At 71.7% G+C, this 22,990-nt stretch carries 27 protein-coding genes; 8 read left to right on the top strand and 19 right to left on the bottom strand.

Annotation, left to right across the window (positions count from 1 at the left end; all coding sequences use genetic code 11):
* Nucleotides 1–50 precede the first annotated feature (50 nt).
* Complete coding sequence (locus tag OG568_RS37600; RefSeq protein ID WP_329534770.1) at nucleotides 51–1,079, top strand: CopD family protein; 1,029 nt, start codon at nucleotides 51–53, stop codon at nucleotides 1,077–1,079.
* Here the strand turns inward: OG568_RS37600 and OG568_RS37595 are convergent.
* The 8 genes from OG568_RS37595 to OG568_RS37560 form a co-directional block, all read right to left on the bottom strand.
* Nucleotides 1,074–2,123, bottom strand: coding sequence for a zinc-dependent alcohol dehydrogenase family protein (locus tag OG568_RS37595; protein WP_329534769.1), 1,050 nt, complete (start codon nucleotides 2,121–2,123; stop codon nucleotides 1,074–1,076). The two genes, OG568_RS37600 and OG568_RS37595, sit on opposite strands and share 6 nt — an antisense overlap.
* Nucleotides 2,124–2,164: 41 nt before the next feature.
* Nucleotides 2,165–2,872, bottom strand: coding sequence for a lysoplasmalogenase (locus OG568_RS37590; protein ID WP_329534768.1), 708 nt, complete (start codon nucleotides 2,870–2,872; stop codon nucleotides 2,165–2,167).
* Entirely contained in the window at nucleotides 2,869–3,741 is an 873-nt protein-coding gene (locus OG568_RS37585; protein ID WP_266415519.1) for a sterol desaturase family protein, read from the bottom strand. The genes OG568_RS37590 and OG568_RS37585 overlap by 4 nt, the downstream gene beginning before the upstream one ends.
* Before the next feature lie 147 nt (nucleotides 3,742–3,888).
* Entirely contained in the window at nucleotides 3,889–4,599 is a 711-nt protein-coding gene (locus OG568_RS37580) for a VIT1/CCC1 transporter family protein (RefSeq protein WP_266415517.1), read from the bottom strand.
* Nucleotides 4,600–4,623: 24 nt separating this feature from the next.
* Nucleotides 4,624–5,874, bottom strand: coding sequence for an amidohydrolase family protein (locus tag OG568_RS37575; protein WP_443077810.1), 1,251 nt, complete (start codon nucleotides 5,872–5,874; stop codon nucleotides 4,624–4,626).
* Nucleotides 5,871–7,154 carry an amidohydrolase family protein gene (locus OG568_RS37570; RefSeq protein ID WP_329534767.1) on the bottom strand — a complete coding sequence of 428 codons (1,284 nt, stop codon included), beginning with the start codon at nucleotides 7,152–7,154 and terminating at the stop codon, nucleotides 5,871–5,873. Before OG568_RS37570 ends, OG568_RS37575 begins: the two co-directional genes overlap by 4 nt.
* Before the next feature lie 11 nt (nucleotides 7,155–7,165).
* Nucleotides 7,166–8,050, bottom strand: coding sequence for an SDR family NAD(P)-dependent oxidoreductase (locus OG568_RS37565; RefSeq protein WP_329534766.1), 885 nt, complete (start codon nucleotides 8,048–8,050; stop codon nucleotides 7,166–7,168).
* Nucleotides 8,050–8,847: an acetoacetate decarboxylase family protein gene (locus OG568_RS37560; protein ID WP_266415511.1), complete on the bottom strand. Its 798-nt coding sequence runs from the start codon at nucleotides 8,845–8,847 to the stop codon at nucleotides 8,050–8,052. The genes OG568_RS37565 and OG568_RS37560 overlap by 1 nt, the downstream gene beginning before the upstream one ends.
* 285 nt (nucleotides 8,848–9,132) lie before the next feature.
* On the opposite strand from OG568_RS37560, the gene OG568_RS37555 reads away from it, so the two are divergent.
* A complete protein-coding gene (locus OG568_RS37555) occupies nucleotides 9,133–10,146 on the top strand; it encodes a DEDDh family exonuclease (RefSeq protein WP_266415509.1) in 1,014 nt (337 codons plus the stop codon).
* Between the two features lie 295 nt (nucleotides 10,147–10,441).
* Here OG568_RS37555 and OG568_RS37550 read toward each other — a convergent pair whose 3' ends face one another.
* Together OG568_RS37550 and OG568_RS37545 are read right to left on the bottom strand one after the other, a co-directional pair.
* Nucleotides 10,442–10,699 (bottom strand): hypothetical protein, encoded by a 258-nt coding sequence (locus OG568_RS37550; RefSeq protein WP_266415507.1) that lies wholly within the window; start codon nucleotides 10,697–10,699, stop codon nucleotides 10,442–10,444.
* Between the two features lie 105 nt (nucleotides 10,700–10,804).
* A complete protein-coding gene (locus OG568_RS37545; RefSeq protein ID WP_329534765.1) occupies nucleotides 10,805–10,933 on the bottom strand; it encodes a hypothetical protein in 129 nt (42 codons plus the stop codon).
* A gap of 119 nt (nucleotides 10,934–11,052) precedes the next feature.
* Here OG568_RS37545 and OG568_RS37540 point away from each other — a divergent pair, with 119 nt between their 5' ends.
* The 3 genes from OG568_RS37540 to OG568_RS37530 all read left to right on the top strand — a co-directional run bounded on the left by OG568_RS37540 (nucleotide 11,053) and on the right by OG568_RS37530 (nucleotide 14,521).
* A complete protein-coding gene (locus OG568_RS37540) occupies nucleotides 11,053–11,844 on the top strand; it encodes an SURF1 family cytochrome oxidase biogenesis protein (protein ID WP_329534764.1) in 792 nt (263 codons plus the stop codon).
* A 101-nt stretch (nucleotides 11,845–11,945) separates the two neighbouring features.
* Complete coding sequence (locus tag OG568_RS37535) at nucleotides 11,946–13,751, top strand: glycoside hydrolase family 15 protein (protein ID WP_329534763.1); 1,806 nt, start codon at nucleotides 11,946–11,948, stop codon at nucleotides 13,749–13,751.
* 14 nt (nucleotides 13,752–13,765) lie between these two features.
* Nucleotides 13,766–14,521, top strand: coding sequence for an SDR family oxidoreductase (locus OG568_RS37530; protein ID WP_329534762.1), 756 nt, complete (start codon nucleotides 13,766–13,768; stop codon nucleotides 14,519–14,521).
* A gap of 19 nt (nucleotides 14,522–14,540) precedes the next feature.
* Here the strand turns inward: OG568_RS37530 and amaP are convergent, their stop codons facing one another.
* The 5 genes from amaP to OG568_RS37505 form a co-directional block, all read right to left on the bottom strand.
* Nucleotides 14,541–15,128, bottom strand: a complete 588-nt coding sequence (gene amaP / locus OG568_RS37525) for an alkaline shock response membrane anchor protein AmaP (protein WP_266415499.1) — start codon at nucleotides 15,126–15,128, stop codon at nucleotides 14,541–14,543.
* Entirely contained in the window at nucleotides 15,125–15,817 is a 693-nt protein-coding gene (locus tag OG568_RS37520; RefSeq protein ID WP_329534761.1) for a DUF6286 domain-containing protein, read from the bottom strand. The genes amaP and OG568_RS37520 overlap by 4 nt, the downstream gene beginning before the upstream one ends.
* The gene (locus OG568_RS37515) at nucleotides 15,814–16,197 is read right to left on the bottom strand and encodes an Asp23/Gls24 family envelope stress response protein (protein ID WP_443077809.1); all 384 of its coding nucleotides are present in this window, start codon (nucleotides 16,195–16,197) and stop codon (nucleotides 15,814–15,816) included. Before OG568_RS37515 ends, OG568_RS37520 begins: the two co-directional genes overlap by 4 nt.
* On the bottom strand, nucleotides 16,194–16,379 hold the full coding sequence (locus tag OG568_RS37510) for a hypothetical protein (RefSeq protein ID WP_054232254.1): 186 nt from the start codon (nucleotides 16,377–16,379) through the stop codon (nucleotides 16,194–16,196). The genes OG568_RS37515 and OG568_RS37510 overlap by 4 nt, the downstream gene beginning before the upstream one ends.
* A gap of 86 nt (nucleotides 16,380–16,465) precedes the next feature.
* On the bottom strand, nucleotides 16,466–16,954 hold the full coding sequence (locus tag OG568_RS37505; protein ID WP_329534760.1) for an Asp23/Gls24 family envelope stress response protein: 489 nt from the start codon (nucleotides 16,952–16,954) through the stop codon (nucleotides 16,466–16,468).
* 86 nt (nucleotides 16,955–17,040) lie between these two features.
* On the opposite strand from OG568_RS37505, the gene OG568_RS37500 reads away from it, so the two are divergent.
* Nucleotides 17,041–17,769: a nucleopolyhedrovirus P10 family protein gene (locus OG568_RS37500; RefSeq protein ID WP_329534759.1), complete on the top strand. Its 729-nt coding sequence runs from the start codon at nucleotides 17,041–17,043 to the stop codon at nucleotides 17,767–17,769.
* 64 nt (nucleotides 17,770–17,833) lie between these two features.
* Here the strand turns inward: OG568_RS37500 and OG568_RS37495 are convergent, their stop codons facing one another.
* The 4 genes from OG568_RS37495 to OG568_RS37480 all read right to left on the bottom strand — a co-directional run bounded on the left by OG568_RS37495 (nucleotide 17,834) and on the right by OG568_RS37480 (nucleotide 21,275).
* Nucleotides 17,834–18,637: an enoyl-CoA hydratase/isomerase family protein gene (locus tag OG568_RS37495; protein WP_266581614.1), complete on the bottom strand. Its 804-nt coding sequence runs from the start codon at nucleotides 18,635–18,637 to the stop codon at nucleotides 17,834–17,836.
* A 146-nt stretch (nucleotides 18,638–18,783) separates the two neighbouring features.
* Nucleotides 18,784–19,005: a helix-turn-helix domain-containing protein gene (locus tag OG568_RS37490; RefSeq protein WP_006123601.1), complete on the bottom strand. Its 222-nt coding sequence runs from the start codon at nucleotides 19,003–19,005 to the stop codon at nucleotides 18,784–18,786.
* A 387-nt stretch (nucleotides 19,006–19,392) separates the two neighbouring features.
* The gene (locus OG568_RS37485) at nucleotides 19,393–20,991 is read right to left on the bottom strand and encodes an ABC-F family ATP-binding cassette domain-containing protein (RefSeq protein WP_067364496.1); all 1,599 of its coding nucleotides are present in this window, start codon (nucleotides 20,989–20,991) and stop codon (nucleotides 19,393–19,395) included.
* 92 nt (nucleotides 20,992–21,083) lie between these two features.
* Nucleotides 21,084–21,275: a hypothetical protein gene (locus OG568_RS37480; RefSeq protein WP_329534758.1), complete on the bottom strand. Its 192-nt coding sequence runs from the start codon at nucleotides 21,273–21,275 to the stop codon at nucleotides 21,084–21,086.
* Between the two features lie 256 nt (nucleotides 21,276–21,531).
* On the opposite strand from OG568_RS37480, the gene ypfJ reads away from it, so the two are divergent.
* Nucleotides 21,532–22,422: a KPN_02809 family neutral zinc metallopeptidase gene (gene ypfJ / locus OG568_RS37475; protein WP_329534757.1), complete on the top strand. Its 891-nt coding sequence runs from the start codon at nucleotides 21,532–21,534 to the stop codon at nucleotides 22,420–22,422.
* 145 nt (nucleotides 22,423–22,567) lie between these two features.
* A complete protein-coding gene (locus OG568_RS37470) occupies nucleotides 22,568–22,981 on the top strand; it encodes a VOC family protein (protein ID WP_329534756.1) in 414 nt (137 codons plus the stop codon).
* Nucleotides 22,982–22,990 lie beyond the last annotated feature (9 nt).

Below are 22,990 nucleotides of genomic sequence, written 5' to 3'. Positions count from 1 at the left end.
TTGTTTCCCTGCACTTGCCCGGTTCTGTGCCGACTGGTGAAGCTCCTGGGGTGACCTTGATGCGACCGACAGCCGAGACAGCGGGCGCGAGTGGTCCGGCGCGGCGCCCCGCCGCCGGACGCGCCGTCGCCCTGCTCGTCCTGGTGGCTGTCGCCGCCCTCATCCCGCTGCTCGGCCCGCGCCCCGCGCTGGACGGCACCGGCGAGGCGGCCGCCCCCGGCGTCGGCGGCATCGCCCTGCTGCGCGCGGCCTTGTTCGCGGCGCTGTGCGTCCCGGCGGGCGAACTGTTCGCGGCCCGGCTGGCCCGCCGGGTGCCGGGCGCGCCGTTGGAGTACGCGCCCCGCAGCTGGGCTCCCCACGCCGCGGCGGCCGGGTTCGTCGCCGCGCTGGGGCTCGCCTCGGTGGTGGCCACCGGCAATCTGCTGCCGCACCACCTCTCCGACATGGACGTCGGCGGGCTCTACCAGACCCGGGACGGCAAGCTCGCGCTCCTGGAGGTCAACGCGTTCCTGGCCGCCGGGCTCTGCGCCCGCTCGCGCCGGCCCGCCGCCCAGGTGTGGCCGCTGGCCGCGGTGGCCCTCGCGGAGGCGCTGCGCGCCCACCCGGCGCCGGAGCACGGCCCGCTCGTCGGCTCCGGTCTGACGCTCGTGCACGTGATCTGCGCGGCGCTGTGGACGGGCGGCCTGCTGCACATCCTGCGGATGCTGCGCGCCTGGCGCGCCTCTTCGAAGGCGGCGGAGACGGCCGGTGCGGCGCTTCTGGGCCTCTACGCGCGCGTGGCGGCCGTCCTGTTCGCGGCGCTCACCGCGACGGGCGTGTGGAGCGCGCTGCGCCGGATGCCGCCGGGCACGGTCCTGCACCAGTTGACGGCGACGTCGTACGGACGCACTCTGCTCGCCAAGCTGGTACTGGTGGCCGCCGTCGCCGTGCTGGCGCTGCTCGCGCGGCTGCGGCTGCGCCGGGCCGCCGACCGGCTCAGCGCCTGTGTGCCCGCGCGCGCGGAGGTGGTGGCACTGGGCCTGGTCGTGGCGGTGTCGGGGCTGCTGACGGCGCTGCCGCTGCCGATCAGATGGTCATGAGCCGTTGGTGACGAGCACCTTGAGGGCGGTGCGCTCGTCCATCGCCTTGTAGCCCTCGGGCACGCCTTCCAGGCCGACGGTCATGTCGAAGACGGGCGACGGGTCGATGGTGCCGTTCAGGATGTCGGGCAGCAGCTCCGGGATGTACGCCCGCACCGGCGCCACACCGCCGCGCAGCGCGACGTTCCGGTCGAACATCACGCTCAGGTCGAGGCCGGTGCCGCTGCCGTGCGGCACCCCGACGAAGCCGATGGCGCCGCCGTCGCGGGTGATGTTCACGGCCGTCCGCATGGACTGCTCGGTGCCGACCGCCTCCACGACGGCGTGCGCGCCCTGGCCGCGGGTCAGCTCGCGGACGGCCTCGACGGCCTCCTCGCCGCGCGCGGCGACGACGTCCGTGGCGCCGAAGTCGCGCGCGATGTCCGTACGTGTCTGGTGGCGTCCGAGCGCGATGATCCGCTCGGCGCCGAGCCGCTTGGCGGCCAGCACGGCGCACAGCCCGACGGCGCCGTCCCCGACCACGGCGACGGTCGCGCCCTTGCGGGCCCCCGCGCCGAGGGCCGCGTGGTGACCCGTGCCCATGACGTCGGAGAGCGTCAGCAGGGCCGACAGCAGGTGGTCGTCGGAGGCCGCCTCCTTGGGCAGCTGTACGAGGGTGCCGTCGGCGAAGGGGACGCGCACGGCCTCGCCCTGACCGCCGTCGTAGCCGACCGCGCCCCAGAAGCCGCCGTGCTCGCAGGAGGTGGTGAGGCCCTCGCGGCAGTAGTCACAGACGCCGTCGGACCACATGAAGGGCGCGACGACCAGGTCACCGCGGCGGACGCCGGTCACCTCGGAGCCGGTCTCCTCGACGATGCCGAGGAACTCGTGCCCGATGCGCTGCCCCGGCTGCCGCGCCGCCTCGCCCCGGTACGCCCACAGGTCGCTGCCGCAGATGCAGGACCGCAGGACCCGCACGACCGCGTCGGTGGGCAGTTGCACCAGGGGCTCGGGGACGTCCTCCACCCGCATGTCGAACGGGGCGTGGATGGTGGTCGCGCGCATGACGAGGATCCTTCTCGGCTGATCGGCTGGGTGAGATGCGCTCAGGGGGTGGTTGAGCGCATCTCACCGTACGCCGCCCTCGCCGCGCTCCGCGCACCGAGGGTGCCCAGCACGCCGCTGACCAGCAAGAACTGGGCAGCAGCGTACGTCAGCATGATCCAGAAGTCCGGCCTCGGGAGCTGCGGCCAGTCGGCGACGCCGGTGGCGATGAGGGTGTCGGACAACAGGAAGAGCGCCCCGCCGGCGCCCGCGACGGGTCCGAGCCGGGTGCTTCGGGCCGCCATCGCGGTCAGCAGCAGGCTGTAGCCCGCGACGGGGACACGGAGGCCGGCGGGCAGATCGGGCCACAGAAGAGTGACGGTGACGACGAGGGCGAGGACGTACGCGCCACCGAGCCAGGTCGAGGGCCCACGCACGTGTGGAGGGCGATGTGGGGAATCCGGCCTTCTGGAGAACCTTCCGAAGAGCAGGAGATAGCAGACATGACCGGCAGCGAAGGAGGCCATCCCCACGAGGAAGGCCGGGTCGGCGTCGGACAGCAGCAGTACGTCGCCGCCCCAGCCGCAGAGCAGGGCGGCCACCAGGAGCCGAGGTCCGCCGCGTACGACCGTGTGGGCGGCGAGCAGGGGCATGAGAAGCGGCTTGGCGACCAGGTGCCCCGGGGTGAACCCGGCGGCCAGGGAGACGAGGTCCACGGCAGCGGCGACGCCGAAGGAGAGGAGCAGCACGCGCGCGTGCCGTGGGCTCACGTGACGGGCTCCGTGACCGGCTCGCGCCCCGCGGACTTCGGCGTCGGCTGCCAGCCGGGCCCGCGAAAGACCCGTCCCGCCCGCTCGCGCCAGCCGGCCGCAGCCTTCAGGTCCCTGGCGATGGCGGCGTACTCGTGGGTGGCCACGCGCAGGGGGTTGTACGTGGCGATGTTCTTGGTGAGTCCGTAGACGGGCCGCTCGGTCTCGAGGACGAAGGACCCGAAGAGCCGGTCCCAGACGATGAGGATCCCGCCGAAGTTGCGGTCCAGATAGCCGCCCTGGGAGGCGTGATGGACCCGGTGGTGGGAGGGCGTGTTGAACACGAACTCGAACCAGCGGGGCATCTTGTCGATCCGCTCCGTGTGGATCCAGAACTGGTAGACGAGGTTCGCGGACGAGCAGAACGCCAGCGCCGCGGGGTGCACGCCGAGGGCGATCAGCGGGACGTAGAAGGGCCAGACCGTCCAGGTGGTCCAGGGCTGGCGCAGCGCGGTGGTGAGGTTGAACTTCCGGCTGGAGTGGTGGACCACGTGGCAGGCCCACAGGACGCGGACGACGTGGTGCCCGCGGTGCGACCAGTAGTAGAAGAAGTCCTGTCCCAGCAGCATCAGCGGAACGGTCCACCACAGGACGGGCACCCGCAGCGGCGTCAGTTCGTAGATCGCCGTATAGATCGCGACGATCGGGATCTTCCACAGGAAGTCGAAGACGAGACTCCCGAGCCCCATGCCGACGCTCGTCGCGGCGTCCTTCGCCTCGTAGCCCGCGGCATCGTCGTCCGGATGGATCCTGACGCTCACCACCTCGATCACGGTGAGCAGCACAAAGGCGGGTATCGACCACAGCACGACATCGGGCAGGTTCGGCATGGATGCACCGTAGAACCGCCGCCGGGCTGCGGCTAGACGTTGTTACCCACAAGTATTACCGGGGGTACGCGCTTGCTTCTTGGTGATCTCCGCCAAGGACGCCGACAGGTCCGGACCGATGCCCGTCAGGTGTTCACTCGGTGCTCGTCACGCCCCGGCCGCCCCCAACAACGCCCCCGCCGCGTAAGTGACCCCCATCGCCAGCGCGCCCCCGCCCACGTTCCGCAGTACCGCGCGGCCCTGGTCCGCCGAGCCCAGGCGGGCGCTCAGCCAGCCGGTGAGGACGAGCGCGGCGAGGACCGAGACCACGGTGACGCCCAGCCGCCAGCCTGCCGGTGGCAGGACGATGGCGAGGAGGGGGAGGAGGGCGCCCACGGTGAAGGAGAGGAAGCTCGCCCAGGCCGCGTGCCAGGGGTTGGTGAGGTCGTCGGGGTCGATGCCGAGTTCCACGCGTGCGTGGGCCCTCAGGGCGTCACGTTCCGTGAGTTGTTCCGCCGCCTCGTGGGCCACCTCGCGGGTCAGGCCGCGCTGCTCCAGGAGTTCGGTCAGCTCCTCGAGTTCGGCATCCGGCTGTTCGCGCAGTTCACGTCGCTCCAGCGCCAGGGCGGCCTTCTCGGAGTCCAGTTGGGTGGAGACCGAGACGTACTCGCCCGCCGCCATCGACATGGACCCGGCCAGCAGCCCCGCGAGGCCCGCCGTGAGCAGCGCGGAACGGTCGTCGGTGGCGCCGGCCACGCCGACGACGAGGCCCGCGGTGGAGACGATGCCGTCGTTGGCGCCCAGCACCGCGGCCCGCAACCAGTTCAGGCGGGAGCCGAGGGTGCCCGCGTGGGCCTCGTCGTGCGTGGGTTGCGTCACACGGGGAGGATCGCACCCCGGGCGTCACCAGACCCGTACCGACGCTCCCCGCGCGAACACGGGGCTCGTCGCGTCCGCCGGGGGCCGCGTGAGCGGTTCGGCCAGCTCCGCCACGGTCGGTCCCACCTTCGCCGCGAGGGGATCCAGGGCGTCGAGGTCGAAGCCGTACACCCGGGCGGCGTTCCCGCCGACCATCGCGGCGACCTCCGCGCGCGGCACACCGGCGTACGCGCAGCGCAGGCCCTCCCGGGAGTAGGGGTAGGTGCCCTCGTCGTGGGGGTAGTCGCTGCCCCACATGATCTTGTCGACGCCGATCCGCGCGCGCAGCGGCACCTCGTGCGGGCGCATGAAGCTCGCGCCGACGAAGCAGTTGTCCCGCCAGACGTCCGAAGGGCCCTTGCCCATCGCCTCGGCGAGTCCCGCGCCGAACTTCGACTCCGCCGTCGACCTCTTCGTCGCCGCCGCCGACAGCCTCCCGTGGTAGTAGTCCAGCATGTCGAGCACCCCGGGGATCCAGCCCGAGCCCTGCTCGGTCAGCACCAGTCTCAGGCCCGGGTGGCGGCGGAACGCCCCGCCGAAGATGAGGTGCCAGAGCGCGCGGTGGGAGAACCAGGTCGTCTCGACCATGAAGACCGCACGGGCCGCCGGTTCGTCGCCGAGGGGAGGGGACGCCGAGCCCGCGTGGTGGTTCACGGGGACGCCCAGTTCCTCGCAGACCGCCCAGATCGGGTCGTACGTAGACGAGTACAGCTCGGGCAGTCCCGAGCCCGGTGGGGTGCCCGGGAGCAGCAGGCCGCCCGAGAGGCCCGCCCGGGAGGCCCACCTGATCTCCTTCACCGCCTCCGCCACGTCGTTCAGGAGGATCTGGAAGACGCCCGCGCGGCGGCCCGGCGCGGCCGCGCAGAAGTCCGCGAGCCAGCGGTTGTGGGCGCGCAGGCCCGCCCAGCGCCGTGCGAACTCCTCGGCGGTGGGGGCCGGCGCCATCAGGGCGGCCGAGGGGAAGAAGGGCGGGATGGTGTTGGGGAACACCACCTCCGCGACGATGCCGTCCTCCTCCAGCTCCGCCAGGCGCCGTGCGGAGTTCCAGTTCTTGTCGGCGGTGTCGGCGAGCAGGTCCTCGTACGGGTTGACGTAGCCGGCCGCCCACGCGTCGAACGCCTCGTGGTGTTCCTTCGCCAAGTAGGGCCGGTAGTCCAGCAGGTCGGCTCCGGCGTGGCAGTCCGCCGAGATCACGGTGTACCGGTCGGTCACGGGGTCGTTCGTGGGGGCGCTCACGGTGTCGTCCCCAGGACCGGGAAGTCGTGGTCGGTCAGCCAGTGGCGGCCCACCTCGCGTGAGCGTGCCCAGGACGCCTCCACGGCCCTCTGGTCGTCGCTCTGGCCGAGGTCGGCGGGGGTCGGGCCGATACGCCGGGCGAGCGGGGCCAGCCGCTCGACGTCGAAGCCGAAGACCTCGGCGGCCGCGAGGCCGAGCATGCGGCGGGTCTCGGCAACCGGGATGTCGTGGAAGGTGCGCCGCAGCCACGCGCGTGTGTCGGGCCAGGTTCCCTCGGGGTGCGGGAAGTCGCTGCCCCACAGGATGTTGTCGACGCCGATCTCGTAGCGCTGGGCGAGTTCGCGGCGCTTGGTGTTCGTCGCGCAGATGAAGAGCTGCCGGTCGAGGTACTCGTGCGGGGGCCGCTTCAGCTCCGCGAAGGGCGACAGCTTCTTGCCGCCGTGCGCGCCCAGGTAGAGGCGGTCCATGAACCAGAGGAGGTTCGGCAGCCACCAGCAGCCCGACTCGGCGACCCCGAACCTCAGCCCCGGGTGGCGTTCGAAGACGCCCGACCAGAGCAGGAACCACAAGGGGCGCGCGGGCCACCAGGTGACTTCGGAGACGTAGATCCCCAGGTGGTCGCCGTACTCGTGGCGCGGTGCGGCACCCGAGTGCGTGACCACCGGCATCGCGCACTCGGCGGCGGCCGCCCACACGGGGTCGTAACGGCGGTCGTGGTACGGCTCCTTGTCGACCCACATGGCGGGGATCATCAGGGCGCCGAGTCCCGACTCCTTGGCCCGGTACACCTCGGCGACGACCGCGTCGGGGGGCGCGGTGATGGGCAACAGGGCGACCCCGCAGTGCCGTTCGGGGTTCTCCCCGACGAACTCCGCCAGCCAGCGGTTGTGGGCCCGCGCGCCCGCCATGCCGAGCCGCGGGTCGTGGTCGCCGGAGAGGCCGAGGCCCACGCCGAAGGGGGCGGCCGTGCGGCTGTCCACGGCGTCGGCGTCCGGGAAGACCACCTCCCCGGCCACACCGTCGCCGTCCAGTTCCTTGAGGCGCTGCGCGGTGTCCCAGCCGCCGCGCAGGCCCTCCTCGTTGTCCTGGAACCACCGGTCCGCGAACGCCTCGTTGCGGATGCCGAGCCGGGTCATCTCCTCGCGGCGCCGGCCCTGGCCCGCGAGGAACTCGTCGAAGTCCCGGTGGAAACGGGAGTCCAGGTAGGGCCGGTACTCCTCGGTGGGGAGCCCGGCGTGGCAGTCGGAGGAGATGATCAGGTAGGGGTCCCGGTCGGTCATCGCCCGCCTCCTCAGTCCAGGATGAAGTGCTCTAGGTACGACGGGTCGGCCCGGTCGAGCATCGACCGCGACCTCGCCCGGATCTGCCGGTCGCTGTGCTCGCTGGCGGGCAGCAGCCAGAAACGGCCCTCCCTGATGCCGTCCGCCACCAGGTCGGCGACCTCCTCCACCGGCGTGAACCGCACCTCCTGCCCCGCCTCCTTCATCGCGGCCTCCCACTGGTCGAGGCTGCGGTACGGGGTCTTCCTGGGGCGCTGTTTCGCGTAGCGCTCGGGCCGGTTGCGGTGCGACTCCCACAGGCCGGTACGGAGCATGTGGGGCCCGGGGAAGAGCACCGACGCCCCCACGCGCGCGTGCTCCGCCTTCAGATGCGCGTACAGGGACTCGGTCATCGTCACGACGGCCGCCTTGGTGACGGCGTACACGGAGGCGGTGGGCAGCGGGGCGATCCCGCCGTCGCCGGACGAGGTGTTGACGACATGGCCCGGCTCTCCCCCGGCGATCATGCGCGGCACGAAGGCCTGGACGCCGTGGAAGACACCCCAGACGTTGACGGCGAAGGCCCACTTCCAGTCGTTCGGATCGTGCTCCCACATACGGCCCTCCGCGCCGGAGCCGACCCCGGCGTTGTTGCACAGGACGTGTACGGCGCCGTACTTCTCGTACGTCTCGGCGGCGAGCGCGTCGAGCTGTTCGCGCTCCGAGACGTCCACCACGCGCGCGTGCACCTCTGCCCCGTCCTCCCGCAGCGTGGCGGCGGCTTTCTCCAGGGCCCCCTCCTCGACGTCCGCGAGGACCACCTTCAGACCGTCCGCCGCGAACCGGCGCGCCATCGCGAGCCCGATGCCGCTCGCCGCGCCGGTGACCACGGCGACCTGCCCCGCTCCGAGCTCCATCAGGCGCTCCCTTCCGGCGGCCCGTCGAGGATCTGCCGCGGATCGTCGTAGCGCTGATGGATGTACGGCAACAGGGCCTGGGCGCTGACCCGTTCGGCGACCCTGCCCGTCTGGTCGGTGGTCTTCTCGCCGAGGGTGATCTCGACCAGCTCCCGTACGGGGAGGTCGGCGACCGGGTCGTACATCGACTCGCGCAGTACGACGTCCCCGGTGACACGCTCGAGCCTGCGCACCTTCTCGTTGCGCACGCAGTGCACGAGCACGGGGTCGGCGTCGAAGCCCGAACCGTCCACCGCGGGAAGGAACTTGAAGTAGAAGTCGGTCTTCTGGGCGGGCTCGGGCAGCGGCAGGTCACCGCTCACCGCGCCGCGCACCTCGACGAAGGCGATGCCGTGCCGGGCGAGTGCGGCCCGTACGACGAGGCCGTCGCGTTCCACGGTCACCTCGCCGAGCTTCTTGGGCTCCCCGAAGACCTCGCGGCCGCCGACGAGCGCCCGCTCGTGGGTCATCGGCATGACCAGCGGGTACCAGCCCTCGACGCCGTCGTGCGCCGCGGCGACGGCGAACGAACCCGCGCCGAGCGGATAGCCCGGCAGGTCGACCTTGCTGATGTTCACCCGGACCAGGGGCCGTCCGGTGGGTTTGAGCGGGGGCGGCAGGACCGCCGCGACCGCGTCCGGATCGCTCTCCCAGACGGCCACCACACCGGTGGACCAGATGTCGGGGAGCTTGGCGTTCGCGGTGCGCGCGGCGGCGATCTCCGCCTCGGTCCGTGCGCCGTACCTCACTCGTGCCATGTCCGTACCGCCCTTCGTAGGCGCTACCTGCTGGGGCGCGGAGCACGCTTGCACCGTGCCGGTGAAAGGTCCATAGCCATGCGCCGGGGGCTTGCGCCGGGCCGAACCAATCGGTGACCCGCGCCACAGAAAGCACCCGTGCCCCCGCCGGCCGCGTCAACTCCGGGCCCGCCGTGCCGCATTACGGGGGCCACGCGCGCGTGGCCCCCGTGGGGGCGGTCAGGGGCGCTGGTTCCGGGAAGGTGGGCGCCGGACTGTCAGTCAGGGCCCGTATCCTCAATGACCATGCTCGAAGACCTGACGACCGCAGCGTCCCCAGCCCCCTGGCCGGCCGCGTATCCGCAGGGGTACGCGGTCGTCGACGTGGAGACCACCGGCCTTGCCCGCGACGACCGGATAATCTCGGCCGCCGTCTACCGGCTGGACGCACGCGGCGAGGTCGAGGACCACTGGTACACGATGGTCAACCCGGAGCGGGACCCGGGCCCGGTCTGGATCCACGGTCTGACGACCGAGGTGCTCGAAGGCGCCCCGCTCTTCCGGGACATCGCCGAGGAGTTCGCCGACCGGCTCGCCGACCGGGTACTCGTGGCGCACAACGCGGTCTTCGACTGGTCGATGATCGCGCGGGAGTACGCGCGCGCGGAGCGTGAGGCGCCGGTGCGTCAGCGGCTGTGCACCATCGCGCTCTCCAAGGAGCTGGGGCTGCCGCTGCCCAACCACAAGCTGGAGTCGCTGGCCGCGCACTTCGGCGTCGTACAGCAGCGGGCGCACCACGCGCTGGACGACGCGCGCGTGCTGGCCGAGGCGTTCCGGCCGAGCCTGCGGGCCGCAGCGCGGGACGGGATCCGGCTGCCGCTGCTTGAGTGCCGGCCGCTCAAGGAGTGGTCCGAGAGCCCCGCGGCGCCGCGGATCGGACGGCAGTCCGGTGGCTATGCGTCGGGCGGCCAGTCATCCGGTGGCTACCCGTCCGGAAGTTGGCGGCCTTCACGCAAACGCCCCGCATGCCCCTATCCCAACCCAGGACGCTACGAAGCGGGCAAACCGCTCAAGCAGGGTATGCGGGTCGCGTTCTCCGGGGACACGTCCGTCGACCGCGAGCTGCTGGAGGACCGTGCCGTCGAGGCCGGCCTGCATGTCGCGACGAGCCTGTCCCGGCTGACCAGCCTGCTCGTCACCAACGATCCGGACTCCCATACGTCCAAGGTGGTCAAGGCCAAGCAGTTCGGGACACCGGTGATCGACGAGGCGGCGTTCGGCCAGCTGCTGCGGGACGTGGCCCCGGCCTCGGAGAAGTGACCCCGGGGGGCTGCGGAGGGGCCGGAGTCGCCGACGGACGTACGGGTGATTGCCGGGCGACTCGCCCGGCGCCCGCTCGCCCGCGCCGCGTCGGCACCTCGCCTTGTGGCGCATGGCGAGATGCGAAGTGTGCGGCAACGACTACGGCATGACCTTCGAGGTGCACGCGCAGGGCGCGGTGCGCTGGGAGGGGTGCCCCCGGTCTCGCCGTCGATCGGACTGCGGCGGATGAGCAGTCCGTTCCCTAACGCCGCGTTCTCACCGGGCAGGTCGGCCAGTGCCCAGTCGTATGTCATCAGGCGGAGCGGTGCGCACTTCCCACCTTGTCGACGATGCCCACCCTTCCCTCTGCGCGGGCGCAGTGCGCGCCGCAGTACCAGTGGCCCTCGGCCTCGACTCCCTGGCCGATGATCTGGACCCGGCAGTGCTCGCAGATGGGTGCCATGCGGTGGATCGCGCAGGCGAACGAATCGAATACGTGACGGGAACCGTCCTGGGTCTCCACGGTGAAGGCCAGGTCATAGTCATTGCCGCACACTTCGCAACGTGTCATACGCGGCATGGTCAAGGGCAGGGAAGGGGGTGGCAAGCTGACGGCGCTCTGCCGGCCGGAGGTTCTACCTGGTCGGCGTAGCGGCTCGTCCTCTCTGCACTTCTGTCACTTCAGCTCCATCAGTTCCAGGATCTCGTCTGCCCGCTCCTCGGTCAGGACCGGCGCTTCGGACAGCCGTTTCTCAAGCCACTCTTCACGCGTCAAAGAATCGTGGATGGTGTCGGTGCCGGTCACGGGGCGTCCATCGACGCCAGGTCTGAGAACACATCGGGACACGCCGAGAGCACACGCCGCCGTCAGGGCGACGCGCACCCCCGTGAACACGCCCCACGACCGAGTTGTACGGTCGTGGGGTGTACCGCTTCCTGTTGTCCCGGCAGTGGGTGATTCTCACCCTCGTGGCCCTCCTGCTCATCCCCACGATGATCAAGCTGGGCTTCTGGCAGCTGCACCGCCATGAGCACAAGGTGGCGCTGAACAAGGTGATCTCGCAGTCGCTGACGGCCACACCGGTGCCCGCCGAGTCGGTCACCGCGCCGGGGCAGCACATCAAGCACGCGGACCTGTACCGCCGGGTGACCGCGAAGGGCACCTTCGACACCGCGCACGAGGTCGTCGTGCGGCGCCGCACCAACGCCGACGGCGAGGTCGGCTACCACGTCCTGACCCCCTTCGACCTGGACGACGGCCGGGTGCTGATCGTCAACCGGGGCTGGATCGACTCGGGCGGCTCGCAGACCGCGTTCCCGAAGATCCCGGCGCCCGCGAAGGGCGAGATCACCGTCACCGGGCGGCTGATGCCCGACGAGACGACCGGTGACAGCGGCATCAAGAACGTCCAGGGCCTGCCCGACCGCCAGGTCATGCTGATCAACAGCGAGCAGCAGGCGAAGAGCCTCGGCAAGCAGGTCCTCGGCGGGTACATCGAGCAGACTGCGCCCGCGCCCAAGGGCGACTCCCCCGAGCTGATCCCCGACCCCGAGCACAACGACATCGGGCCGCACATGGCGTACGCGATCCAGTGGTGGCTCTTCTCCGCGGGCGTGCCGGTGGGCTGGGTGATCCTGGTCCGCCGCGAGCGCCGAGACCGGGCCGCGGCGCTCGCCTCCGCGACCACGCCGGAAGCGGCCCCGGTGGCCGCCTGACCCCTGGCACGCCGCGCGGCGCGCCCGTATCTCCTCGACAAGTGTCACCCGGTCGGCCCTCGACCCGATTGGCCCCGGCCTCCGCCGGGAACTCGCCCCACGTGCACCCACGTATCGAGGACTACGCGCTCATCGGGGACGAACAGACCGCCGCGCTGGTGGGCCGGGACGGATCCGTCGACTGGCTCTGTCTGCCACGGTTCGACTCGGCCGCCTGCTTCGCCGCGATCCTCGGCGACGAGAACCACGGCCGCTGGCGGATCTCGCCCAAGGGGGCGGGCCCCTGCACCCGGCGGGCCTACCGGCGGGACACGCTGGTGCTCGACTCCGAATGGGAGATGGAGGAGGGCGCGGTCCGCGTGACCGACTTCATGCCGCAGCGCGAGCACGCCCCCGATCTCATCCGCGTCGTCGAAGGCCTCAGCGGCCGGGTGACGGTGCACAGCACACTGCAACTGCGCTTCGACTACGGCTCCGTCGTGCCGTGGGTGCGCAGGGCCGACGGCCAGCGGGTGGCGGTCGCGGGCCCGGACTCGGTGTGGCTGCGCAGCGAACCCGAGGTGCGCACCTGGGGCAAGGACTTCCGCACACACTCGGAGTTCACCGTGGAGGCGGGCGAGAAGGTCGCCTTCGTCCTGACCTGGCACCCCTCGCACCAGTCGCGCCCGCCGCTCGTCGATCCGTACGAGGCACTGCGCTCCAGCGTCGAGGACTGGCAGGCGTGGGCGGCACGCTGCCGTTACGACGGTGCGCACCGGGACGCCGTCATGCGCTCCCTGATCACGCTCAAGGCCCTCACCTTCGCCCCGACCGGCGGCATCGTCGCCGCCCCCACCACCTCGCTCCCGGAGGAACTCGGTGGCGTCCGCAACTGGGACTACCGCTACTGCTGGCTGCGCGACTCGACCCTCACCCTGGGCGCGCTCCTGTCGGCCGGGTACCACGAGGAGGCCGAGGCCTGGCGCGACTGGCTGCTGCGCGCGGTCGCGGGCGACCCCGCGGACCTGCAGATCATGTACGGCCTCTCCGGTGAACGCCGACTGCCCGAGTTCGAGCTGCCGTGGCTGCCCGGCTTCGCGGGCTCGTACCCGGTCCGGATCGGCAACGAGGCCGTGAAACAGCTCCAACTGGACGTGTACGGCGAGGTCATCGACTCGCTCACGCTGGCCCAGCGCTCGGGCCTGCCGTCCAAACCGCACATGTGGCGCCTGCAGTGCGCCCTGATGGAGTTCCTGCGGACCTCCTGGCGGCAACCGGACGAGGGGATCTGGGAGGTGCGCGGCCCGCGCCGGCACTTCGTGTACTCGAAGGTGATGGCGTGGGTGGCGGCCGACCGCGCCGTCCGGGCACTGGAGAGCGACCCGGCGCTCGTCGGCGACCTGGAGGGCTGGCGCACGATGCGCGATGAGGTGCACCAGGACGTGTGCGAGCACGGCTTCGACAGCGAACGGAACACCTTCACGCAGTCCTACGGGTCACGCGCACTGGACGCCTCCCTGCTGCTCATCCCCCGCGTCGGTTTCCTGCCGCCCGACGATCCCAGGGTCGTCGGCACCATCGACGCGGTGCGCGCCGAACTCGAACGCGACGGCTTCCTGCTGCGCCGCTACAGCGACGAGGGCGCCGACGTCGACGGGCTGCCGGGCGGCGAGGGCACCTTCCTCGTCTGCTCGTTCTGGCTCGCGGACGCACTGCACATGACGGGCCGCACGAAGGAGGCCCGCGAGCTGTTCGAACGACTGATCGGCCTCGCCAACGACGTGGGGCTGCTCGCCGAGGAGTACGACCCCGTCGCGCGCCGCCAGCTCGGCAACTTCCCGCAGGCGTTCAGCCACCTCGGCCTGGTGGGGACCGCCTTCAACCTGTTCGGTGACGCGCATCCGGGAGGAAACGAGAAAACCCGATAGGGGAGGATGGGGCCATGGATCTTGGACTGAAGGACCGTGTGTACGTCGTCACGGGAGCCACCCGTGGCCTGGGCAACGCCGCCGCGCGCGAGCTCACCGCCGACGGTGCGAAGGTGATCGTCACGGGGCGCGACGAGAAGACCGCCGCCGACGCGGCGTCCGCGCTCGGCCCGAACGCGGTCGGGGTGGCCGCCGACAACTCCGCCCCGGGGACCCCGGAGCGGCTGATCTCGGCGGCCCGCGAGCACTTCGGCGCTTTCGACGGCATCCTGATCAGCGTCGGCGGCCCGCCGCCCGGGTTCGTCGCGGACAACACGGATCAGCAGTGGACGGCCGCCTTCGAGTCCGTCTTCCTGGGCGCGGTCCGGCTGGCCCGCGCGGCCGCCGCGGAGCTCGGCGAGGGCGGCGTCATCGGCTTCGTGCTCTCCGGCTCGGTGCACGAACCGATCCCGGGCCTGACCATCTCCAACGGTCTGCGCCCCGGCCTCGCGGGCTTCGCCAAGTCCCTCGCCGACGAGCTGGGCCCGCGCGGCATCCGTGTCCTGGGCCTGCTCCCGGCCCGCATCGACACCGACCGCGTGCGCGAGCTCGACGGCCTCTCCGCCGACCCGGAGGCCACCCGCGCGGCCAACGAGTCGCGGATCCCGCTGCGCCGCTACGGCGCCCCGGAGGAGTTCGGCCGCACGGCGGCGTTCCTGCTCTCACCCGCCGCGTCGTATCTGACGGGCATCATGGTGCCGGTGGACGGCGGCATGCGAAGCGGGTTCTGAGTCCGCTGCCCCCTGGGGGCTAACTCACCCTTTCGGCCCGGTGCTTGACCCCGTGGAGGCGGACCTCCGCGGGGAGCGCTGCCAGGCTCGCGGAGTCCCGGGCGTGCGCCAGCGCCTCCGTGGTCAGCAGGTGCAGCGCGGCTCCGGGGTCCACATGGGGTTCCAGCAGGAGCTGGACCCGGGTCCCGGGAGCGTCCCGCCGCCCGGTCAGCTGGACCTGGGCCCGTTCGACACCGTCCAACCGCCCCGCCTCGTCGGCCAGTACGCCCTCCAGGGCCCGCCCGCGCAGCAGCGCCCCCTCGCCGTCGCCGGTGTCGACGAGCACCTCCGCGAGCCGGCGCCGTCGCAGTACGGCCGACAGCCACCACAGGCTGAGCAGGACGACGACCGTGAGAGTGGCGATGACGGTCGGCCACCACCAGCCCTGGTCCCGCCACCGGGTCCGTTCGGCGGCGCTCAGCAGCACGTCGTGCCGCCCGTCGTGGATCCACCAGGAAGGCGGCCGCGCGCCCAGCCCGACGGCGAGCACGGAACCGCCCAGGAGCAGCAGCGCGAGCCCGACGATTCCCAGCAGGACACGGTTGACGATCCTGAGCACCGCCCTCACCCCTTCCGTCCGGGCCGCACCACATGCACCGACAGGGCGGGCGGCCGGACGAGCCCGAGCCCCCGGATGCCGTCGGCGAGCGTGGCGTTCAGGTCGGCCCGTACGTCGTCGAGTTCGCGGAAGTGCGAGACCACCCGCACATCGACCTTCCTGCGCCCCATCCGTACCCGGACCGACCGGACCCCGGAAACCTCCATGGCCCGGTCGCGCAACGCCGTCGCGGCGGCCTCCCGGTGCAGCCCGGCCCGTACATCGGGATGGGTGCGCCGCATCGGCAGGACGTCGCGCAGCCCCGGCGTCACCGCGAGGACGATCAGCCAGAGTCCGAGGGCCGCGGCGAGGCCGGCACCGACGAGCACCCAGGTGTCGTCGAGGGGCCGCTCGGCGAGCTGACGGGCCAGGGACCTGCGCCAGTGCAGGGCGGGCCGGTGGGCGCGTACGGCCGCGACGTCGTACAGCAGGACGCCGGCACCCACCAGGACCAGCAGCGCGACGATCCCCGCGGGGACGCGGCGCGCCGACCAGAACCGCCCCCGCCCGCCGCTCGCGTCGTCGACGGCGGGCGGCGGGTCGTGGTCGGTCGTGGAGGCGGACCGGTCGAGTTCATCCTCGGCCGGGGCGCCCGCGGCCGTCTTCTCCAGGACGGGCATGCGTCGGGTGGTGTTCTCGGAACCCTGGGGCTCGCTCATCGCGTCCTCCCCTGTGCCACGGCGGCTGCCGGTACCAGGTGCAGCCGCTCGACCTGGACCGCCACCTCCGGCACTTCCATCCCCGTCAACGCCTCTACCCGCTCGGCGACGTGACGACGCACCGCGTTGCAGCGGCCGCCGATGTCGGAGGGGTAGTCGAGTTCGAGGTGGACGCGGACGCGGGCGCTGTCGTGGTGCACGACGACCGTCGCGTGCGGGGGTACGGCGTCCGGGGGCAGCGGGCCCAGGGCCTCGCGGGCCGCCTGCGCGGCGATCTTCGCCACGACCCGGTCGGCGATCCGGGTCGCGCCGCGCTCGGCCGCCGCGACGGCCGTCAGGGGCCGTCGGGTGTCACCGAGCGGGCCGCTCACTTCCGTCACCGCCGCCGGTCGTCACGGGGACGGAAGAAGTCACCGAGGTCCAGGTCCCCTTCGAGGAACCGTCCGACGACGAACCCGACGGCACCCAGGGCGGCCACGAGCAGGAAGGCCCCGAAGCCCCCGAAGTACCCGGCGAAGCCCAGCGCCATTCCGGCGATCATGCCGATCACGGCCAAGCTCATGGTGCGCTCCTCAGCGGTTCGACGGCCGGAGTGTCGTCGGCGGTTCGGTGGCCGGGATGTCGTGGGCCGTTCGGCGGCCGGGCCGGTCACTGGAGCCGCGACTCCGGCTCCTCATCTTCTTCCTCGGGAAGCTTCACATCACTCACCGCGATGTTGACCTCGACGACCTCGAGTCCCGTCATGCGCTCCACGGCCGCGACGACGTTCTCGCGCACCGCGCGGGCGACGTCCGCGATCGACACGCCGTACTCGACGACGATCTCCAGGTCGAGCGCGGTCTGCACCTCCCCGACCTCGGCCTTGACGCCTCGCGAGACGGATTTCGACCCACCCGGCACGCGGTCGCGCACGGCCCCGAAGGTCCGGCTCAGCCCACTGCCCATCGCATGGACACCGAGTACGTCCCGGGCGGCGAGCCCGGCGATCTTCTCCACGACACCGTCGGCGATCGTGGTCCGCCCCCGGGTGGCGGGATCACCGCCGCCGCGCTTGGTGACCCCGGGCTTGCGGCTCTGGGGGGCTTCCCTCTCGCTCCCGGAGCTGTCCGCCCGGTTCTGCTCCGTCATGTCGGTCATCGCCGTACGTCCCTTTCGGTCGTCCTCTTTGCCCACAGTAGGTGCGCTCGCGGGCTCGCGCGCCGGGGATGCGGCAGGCTGGAGCAATGACCGCGGATCGATGGACGCAGGCAGTGCGGCGGCAGCTCGGGCTCGGGCGCCTCCTCCCGCTCGGACATCCGCGCGACGGCGCCTGGATCGCCGAGGAGGCGGCCGACGCGTTCCTGCGGCGCGCGGCGGCCGGCGTGCCCGGTATCCGCCTCGGCGCGCTCCGGATCGCCCTCGCGGACCTGGACCTGGTGGACGACCCCGTCGTACCGCCGCCGCCCAGCGCGCTGCCGCCCGGTCCGCTGCGTGTCGTCGCGGAGTTCACGGCCGAGGCGGACCCGACGGCCCCGGGCGTCGAGCCGCTCCCCACGACCGCGGCCCGCCTGCGCGCGGCCCTGGCCGAGGCGGCCGAGCCCCTCGGCCTGACGGTGACGGAGGTCGACCTGAGGGTGACGGGACTGGGGGACGTCTCCGCGCCGCCGAGCGCCGTACGTCACGCCGCCGCGCGTCCGGCGGCCGTACCGACGGCCCCCGACGAGGCCCGGGCGGCCACCGCCGCGCTGTCCGTGCCGGGGGTACTTCATCTGACGGACGTCCTGGGGCGTCCGGTGCACATCGAGCACGTCCCGCGTGAGGACACCGCCCTCGCCCGCCGCCACGTCCGCGTCGAACTGGCGGTCGCGGCGACGGAGCGAACGGTGGACGTGGCGAGAGCCGTCAGAACAGCAATCGCGGAGGCCTTGCCGGACACCCCGTCAGTGACGGCCCTGGTGACGTCCGTCGAGTAGAGCACCCTAGGGGTGCGGGGAACTACGCGACCAGCCCCCACCGCCCCGCAGCCGAAAGACGACCTCACTCCCCCAAGCCGGCAAGGTCCCTCAGCCGCCGGGCCTGAGCCGCCCGCTCGGCGACCCGCTGCTCCTCGTACGTCCGCTCCTGAGCGCCCCGCAGCAACGCCTTGGTCTCGATGAGCGCGTCCCGAGGCGCGGCCAGCACCGCACCGGCGAGGTCCCGCACGGCGCCGTCGAGCTGGTCGGCAGGCACCGCGAGATTGGCGAGCCCCGTGCGCTCGGCCTCCTCGGCCGACACGAAGCGACCCGTGGCGCAGATTTCCAGCGCACGGGCGTATCCCACCAGGCTCACCAGTGGATGCGTTCCCGTCAGATCGGGAACGAGCCCGAGGCTGGTCTCGCGCATGGCGAACTGCACGTCGTCCGCGACGACGCGCAGATCACAGGCGAGCGCCAGCTGGAAACCCGCACCGATGGCATGTCCCTGCACAGCGGCAATGGACACGACGTCGCTGCGCCGCCACCAGGTGAACGCCTCCTGGTACTCGGCGATGGTCGCGTCGAGCTCGGCGTCGGCTCCACGCGCGAGGTCGATGAACGACGGCTCGCCGTCGAACCCCTCGGGCGTGAACGCCTGTCGGTCGAGCCCGGCCGAGAACGACTGGCCCTCGGCACGCAACACGACGACACGGACAGTGCCCGGCAGCGACCGTCCGGCCTCCGTCAACGCCCGCCACAGAGCAGGACTTTGGGCGTTGCGCTTGGCTGGATTGGTCAGCGTCACCGTGGCGATCGCGTCGTCGACGGTGAGCCGTACGCCGTCCTTGTCGAGTACGGGGTCTAGATCGTTGTCGAGCGAAGCCATGGGCTGCCTCCGATGGGTGCGGTCGGATCAGACGCGTACCTCGCGAAGGACACGAGGAACACACCTAAGTGACTGCACAGTAACCACCCGGTCGATCACCCGACCGACCGGGTGGCCACCACCGAAGCCGATGGGGACGCCCGGCCTCAGGCCGAGGCGGCCTTCTTGCCCCTCGTCGCTCCGCCACGCCCTCGCAGCGTGACGCCCGACTCGCTGAGCATCCGGTGCACGAAGCCATACGAGCGACCGGTTTCTTCGGCCAGCGCTCGGATGCTCGCACCGGAGTCGTACTTCTTCTTCAGGTCTGCCGCGAGCTTGTCGCGCGCGGCGCCGGTTACCCGGCTGCCCTTCTTCAGAGTCTCGGCCACCCGTGCCTCCTCATGGGAAGTGCGCTCTGGACTTCTCATGATCACCCCTCAAGGGCTTCATGGCCACCCATTCGGCAAGGTCCGTAAGACACGGTTTTGACGACAGGAGCCCGTCCTCACAAGTGGAATCACAGAGTCCGCACTGCTCCGTCCGTACGGCCGAACGGATTCTTCCGTGAAGTGCCAGGTCAGCGACGCAAGACGGCCGAGCCCTTGAGAACAAAGGGCTCGGCCGCGAAATCGATGTAGGACACACCTCGGTACGAGGAGATCTCACACAGATGGTGGATCACGGATCGGCCGAATGATCCATACGCAGTGGATCAGTCATTCGATCACGGCGCGCTGACGGCGGCCCCGGAGCTGTCCGGGAGGCCGTACGAGGGCTCAGGCGAGGGCGACGAGGTCCGCGTAGTCGGAGCCCCACAGGTCCTCGACACCGTCCGGCAGCAGAATGATCCGCTCGGGCTGGAGCGCCTCGACGGCGCCCTCGTCGTGGGTGACGAGGACGACGGCGCCCTTGTAGGTGCGCAGCGCGCCGAGGATCTCCTCGCGGCTGGCCGGGTCGAGGTTGTTCGTCGGCTCGTCGAGGAGGAGGACGTTCGCCGAGGAGACCACGAGGGTCGCGAGCGCGAGCCGGGTCTTCTCGCCACCGGAGAGAACACCGGCCGGCTTGTCGACGTCGTCGCCGGAGAACAGGAACGAGCCGAGCGTCTTGCGGACCTCGACCAGGTCGAGGTCGGGCGCGGCGGAACGCATGTTCTCCAGGACCGTGCGCTCGGGGTCGAGGGTCTCGTGCTCCTGCGCGTAGTACCCGAGCTTGAGGCCGTGGCCCTCGATGACCTCGCCGGTGTCGGGCTGCTCGGCGCCGCCGAGCAGCTTCAGCAGGGTCGTCTTGCCGGCGCCGTTGAGGCCCAGGATGACCACGCGCGAGCCCTTGTCGATGGCCAGGTCGACATCGGTGAAGATCTCCAGCGAGCCGTACGACTTCGACAGGCCCTCGGCCATCAGCGGGGTCTTGCCGCAGGGCGCGGGCTCCGGGAAGCGCAGCTTGGCGACCTTGTCGGAGACGCGGACCGCCTCGAGGCCGGCCAGCAGCTTGTCGGCGCGCTTGGCCATGTTCTGCGCGGCCACCGTCTTGGTGGCCTTGGCGCGCATCTTGTCCGCCTGCGAGTTCAGCGCGGCGGCCTTCTTCTCGGCGTTCTGCCGCTCGCGCTTGCGGCGCTTCTCGTCGGCCTCGCGCTGCTGCTGGTAGAGCTTCCAGCCCATGTTGTAGACGTCGATCTGGGCGCGGTTGGCGTCCAGGTAGAAGACCTTGTTGACGACCGTCTCGACGAGGTCGACGTCGTGGGAGATCACGATGAAGCCGCCGCGGTAGGTCTTCAGGTAGTCGCGCAGCCAGACGATCGAGTCGGCGTCGAGGTGGTTGGTCGGCTCGTCGAGCAGGAGCGTGTCGGCGTCGGAGAACAGGATGCGGGCCAGCTCGACACGGCGGCGCTGACCGCCGGAGAGCGTGTGCAGGGGCTGGCCGAGCACACGGTCGGGCAGGTTGAGCGCGGCGGCGATGGTGGCGGCCTCGGCCTCGGCGGAGTACCCGCCCTTGGTGAGGAACTCGGTCTCCTGGCGCTCGTACTGCCGCATGGCCTTCTCGCGGGTGGCGCCCGAGCCGTTGGCGATGCGCTGTTCGTTCTCCCGCATCTTGCGGATCAGGGTGTCCAGGCCGCGCGCGGAGAGGATGCGGTCGGTGGCGAGGACGTCGAGGTCACCGGTGCGGGGGTCCTGGGGCAGATAGCCGACCTCGCCGGAGCGGGCGACGGTGCCGGAGGCCGGGATGCCCTCGCCGGCCAGGACCTTCGTCAGGGTCGTCTTGCCCGCGCCGTTGCGGCCGACCAGGCCGATACGGTCGCCCTTGGTGATGCGGAAGGTGGCGGACTCGATGAGGATGCGGGCGCCGGCGCGCAGCTCGATACCGGAGGCGGAGATCACGGACAGACTCCAGGGCAGGGTGGTTGGCGGGGTGGACGGCTGAGGACGTTCCCGCCGTCTAATGCGCGAGGAGAATGGCCATGCGCCCAAGTCTAACGGGGCCGTGCAACCACTTTCCCTGGATGAGCGTGTCCGGCACTGTGACGCTCGCCCTGCCCCACGTTGCCCAGCGGCGTGCGGTGCGGGGTGATGCTGCCCAGGTCGTCGACGGCGACGAGCTCGGTGGTCCAGCCCTCGCCGGGGGCGCGGGGCTGCGCGATCAGGAGCGCCTCGCCGTGACGCAACGCACGTTCGGGGGCGAAGGAGCAGCAGCAGGGCGGCGGGGAGCAGGGCGCGGGCGACGCGGTGGCGGACGACGGGGGGAAGGAGCCGGGGGGCCGGCGGGGGCGGGGGGAACGCCCGCCTGGACACGGCGGGCGGCCGGGGCCGGTCGCCCGTTCGGCCCTTCGCCCGGCGCCGGACCCCCGAAGGCGTACGAGGATGGCGCCACGGAGCGACGTACGTCGAGGTGCGAAGCCGTACGCAGAGGGTGGTGTGCCGATGCAGTTCGACGACGACGCGGACCTGGACACCTCCGACGTGCAGGATGTGCGCGGCAGCAGGATCCCCGGCGGCAGGGCGACCGTCGGCGGCGGCATCGCGGGGCTGATCGCCCTGATCCTCGGGCTGCTCTTCGGGGTCGGGCCCGATCAGCTCGGGCTGTCCTCCGGGAACGACCAGCCCGCGGTGACCACGTCCTCGCTCGACCAGGTCAAGCAGACCTGCCGGAAGGGGCGGGACGCGAACGCCAAGGAGGACTGCCGGACGGTGGCGGTGGTCAACAGCGTGCAGGACTTCTGGGCGCAGGAGTTCGCACGGCGCGGCGGTAGGTACACGCGCTCGCCGACGGTCTTCTTCACCGGGCGGGTGAACACCGCGTGCGGCACCGCGACCTCCGCGGTCGGGCCCTTCTACTGCCCCGGTGACCGCAAGGTCTATCTGGACCTGGGCTTCTTCGACGACCTCCGGACCAAGTTCGGCTCCAGCGGCGGGCCGTTCGCACAGGCGTACGTGGTGGCGCACGAGTACGGACATCACGTGCAGGACCTGATGGGGACGCTGGGCAAAGCCCAGAGCGGTGTCACGGGGGCGAACAGCAACTCGGTGAAGGTCGAGCTGCAGGCGGACTGCTACGCCGGGGTGTGGGCGCACCACGCGACGACGACGAAGGACCCGTCGACGGGCCGGCCGCTGATCACGAACCTCACCGCGGCCGACATCCGGGACGGGCTGGACGCGGCGGCCGCCGTCGGCGACGACCGGATCCAGCAGGAGTTCCAGGGGCGGGTGAGCCCGGAGGCATGGACGCACGGCTCGTCCGCGCAGCGGCAGCAGTGGTTCTACCAGGGCTATCGCACCGGCGACATGGCGCAGTGCAACACCTTCCGCTGAGACCGCGGACGCGGCCGGGAAGACCGCGGACGTGAGGCATGGCGGGCGGTTTCCGCGCGCCGCGGCGTTGTCAGTGCCCGGTGCAAGACTGGGCAGCGGGTGACATTCCGGCCCGGCAGGACGAGTTCCGGTGGGAGTGATCGGCATGGCAGGTACGGACGGCGGGCGCCCGAGCATCTGCCCGACGCTGCTGTACGCGGACGCGAAGGCGGCGATCAGGCAGCTGACGGAGGCCTTCGGCTTCTCGGAGGCCTCGGTGTACGAGAGCGAGGACGGCACGGTGATGCACGCCGAGCTGGTCCAGGGCAACGGCGCGGTGATGCTCGGCTCCAAGGGCCGCGGTGGTGTCTTCGACAGCGCGATGAAGGACGCCGGCCCCGCGGGGGTGTACGTGGTCGTGGACGACGTCGACGCGCACCATCAGCACGCCGTGGACCACGGCGCGGAGATCCTCATGCCCCCGACCGACCAGGACTACGGCTCACGGGACTACATGGCCCGGGACACCGAGGGCAACATCTGGAGCTTCGGCACCTACGCCCCGGAGATACGGGGCTGACCCGCGGCC

This window comes from Streptomyces sp. NBC_01450 (genome assembly GCF_036227505.1).
In the GTDB taxonomy this organism is placed as follows: Bacteria; Actinomycetota; Actinomycetes; order Streptomycetales; family Streptomycetaceae; genus Streptomyces.
This window is presented reverse-complemented; position numbering and strand designations above follow the sequence as displayed.

Coding starts and splice junctions, on each gene's coding strand:
- OG568_RS37595 (WP_329534769.1), bottom strand. CDS start 2,123: ATGCGCGCGACCACCATCCACGCCCCGTTCGACATGCGGGTGGAGGAC.
- OG568_RS37585 (WP_266415519.1), bottom strand. CDS start 3,741: ATGCCGAACCTGCCCGATGTCGTGCTGTGGTCGATACCCGCCTTTGTG.
- OG568_RS37570 (WP_329534767.1), bottom strand. CDS start 7,154: ATGACCGACCGGGACCCCTACCTGATCATCTCCTCCGACTGCCACGCC.
- OG568_RS37565 (WP_329534766.1), bottom strand. CDS start 8,050: ATGGAGCTCGGAGCGGGGCAGGTCGCCGTGGTCACCGGCGCGGCGAGC.
- OG568_RS37560 (WP_266415511.1), bottom strand. CDS start 8,847: ATGGCACGAGTGAGGTACGGCGCACGGACCGAGGCGGAGATCGCCGCC.
- OG568_RS37555 (WP_266415509.1), top strand. CDS start 9,133: ATGCTCGAAGACCTGACGACCGCAGCGTCCCCAGCCCCCTGGCCGGCC.
- OG568_RS37550 (WP_266415507.1), bottom strand. CDS start 10,699: ATGACACGTTGCGAAGTGTGCGGCAATGACTATGACCTGGCCTTCACC.
- OG568_RS37530 (WP_329534762.1), top strand. CDS start 13,766: ATGGATCTTGGACTGAAGGACCGTGTGTACGTCGTCACGGGAGCCACC.
- OG568_RS37520 (WP_329534761.1), bottom strand. CDS start 15,817: ATGAGCGAGCCCCAGGGTTCCGAGAACACCACCCGACGCATGCCCGTC.
- OG568_RS37510 (WP_054232254.1), bottom strand. CDS start 16,379: ATGAGCTTGGCCGTGATCGGCATGATCGCCGGAATGGCGCTGGGCTTC.
- OG568_RS37505 (WP_329534760.1), bottom strand. CDS start 16,954: ATGACCGACATGACGGAGCAGAACCGGGCGGACAGCTCCGGGAGCGAG.
- OG568_RS37500 (WP_329534759.1), top strand. CDS start 17,041: ATGACCGCGGATCGATGGACGCAGGCAGTGCGGCGGCAGCTCGGGCTC.
- OG568_RS37495 (WP_266581614.1), bottom strand. CDS start 18,637: ATGGCTTCGCTCGACAACGATCTAGACCCCGTACTCGACAAGGACGGC.
- ypfJ (WP_329534757.1), top strand. CDS start 21,532: ATGCAGTTCGACGACGACGCGGACCTGGACACCTCCGACGTGCAGGAT.
- OG568_RS37470 (WP_329534756.1), top strand. CDS start 22,568: ATGGCAGGTACGGACGGCGGGCGCCCGAGCATCTGCCCGACGCTGCTG.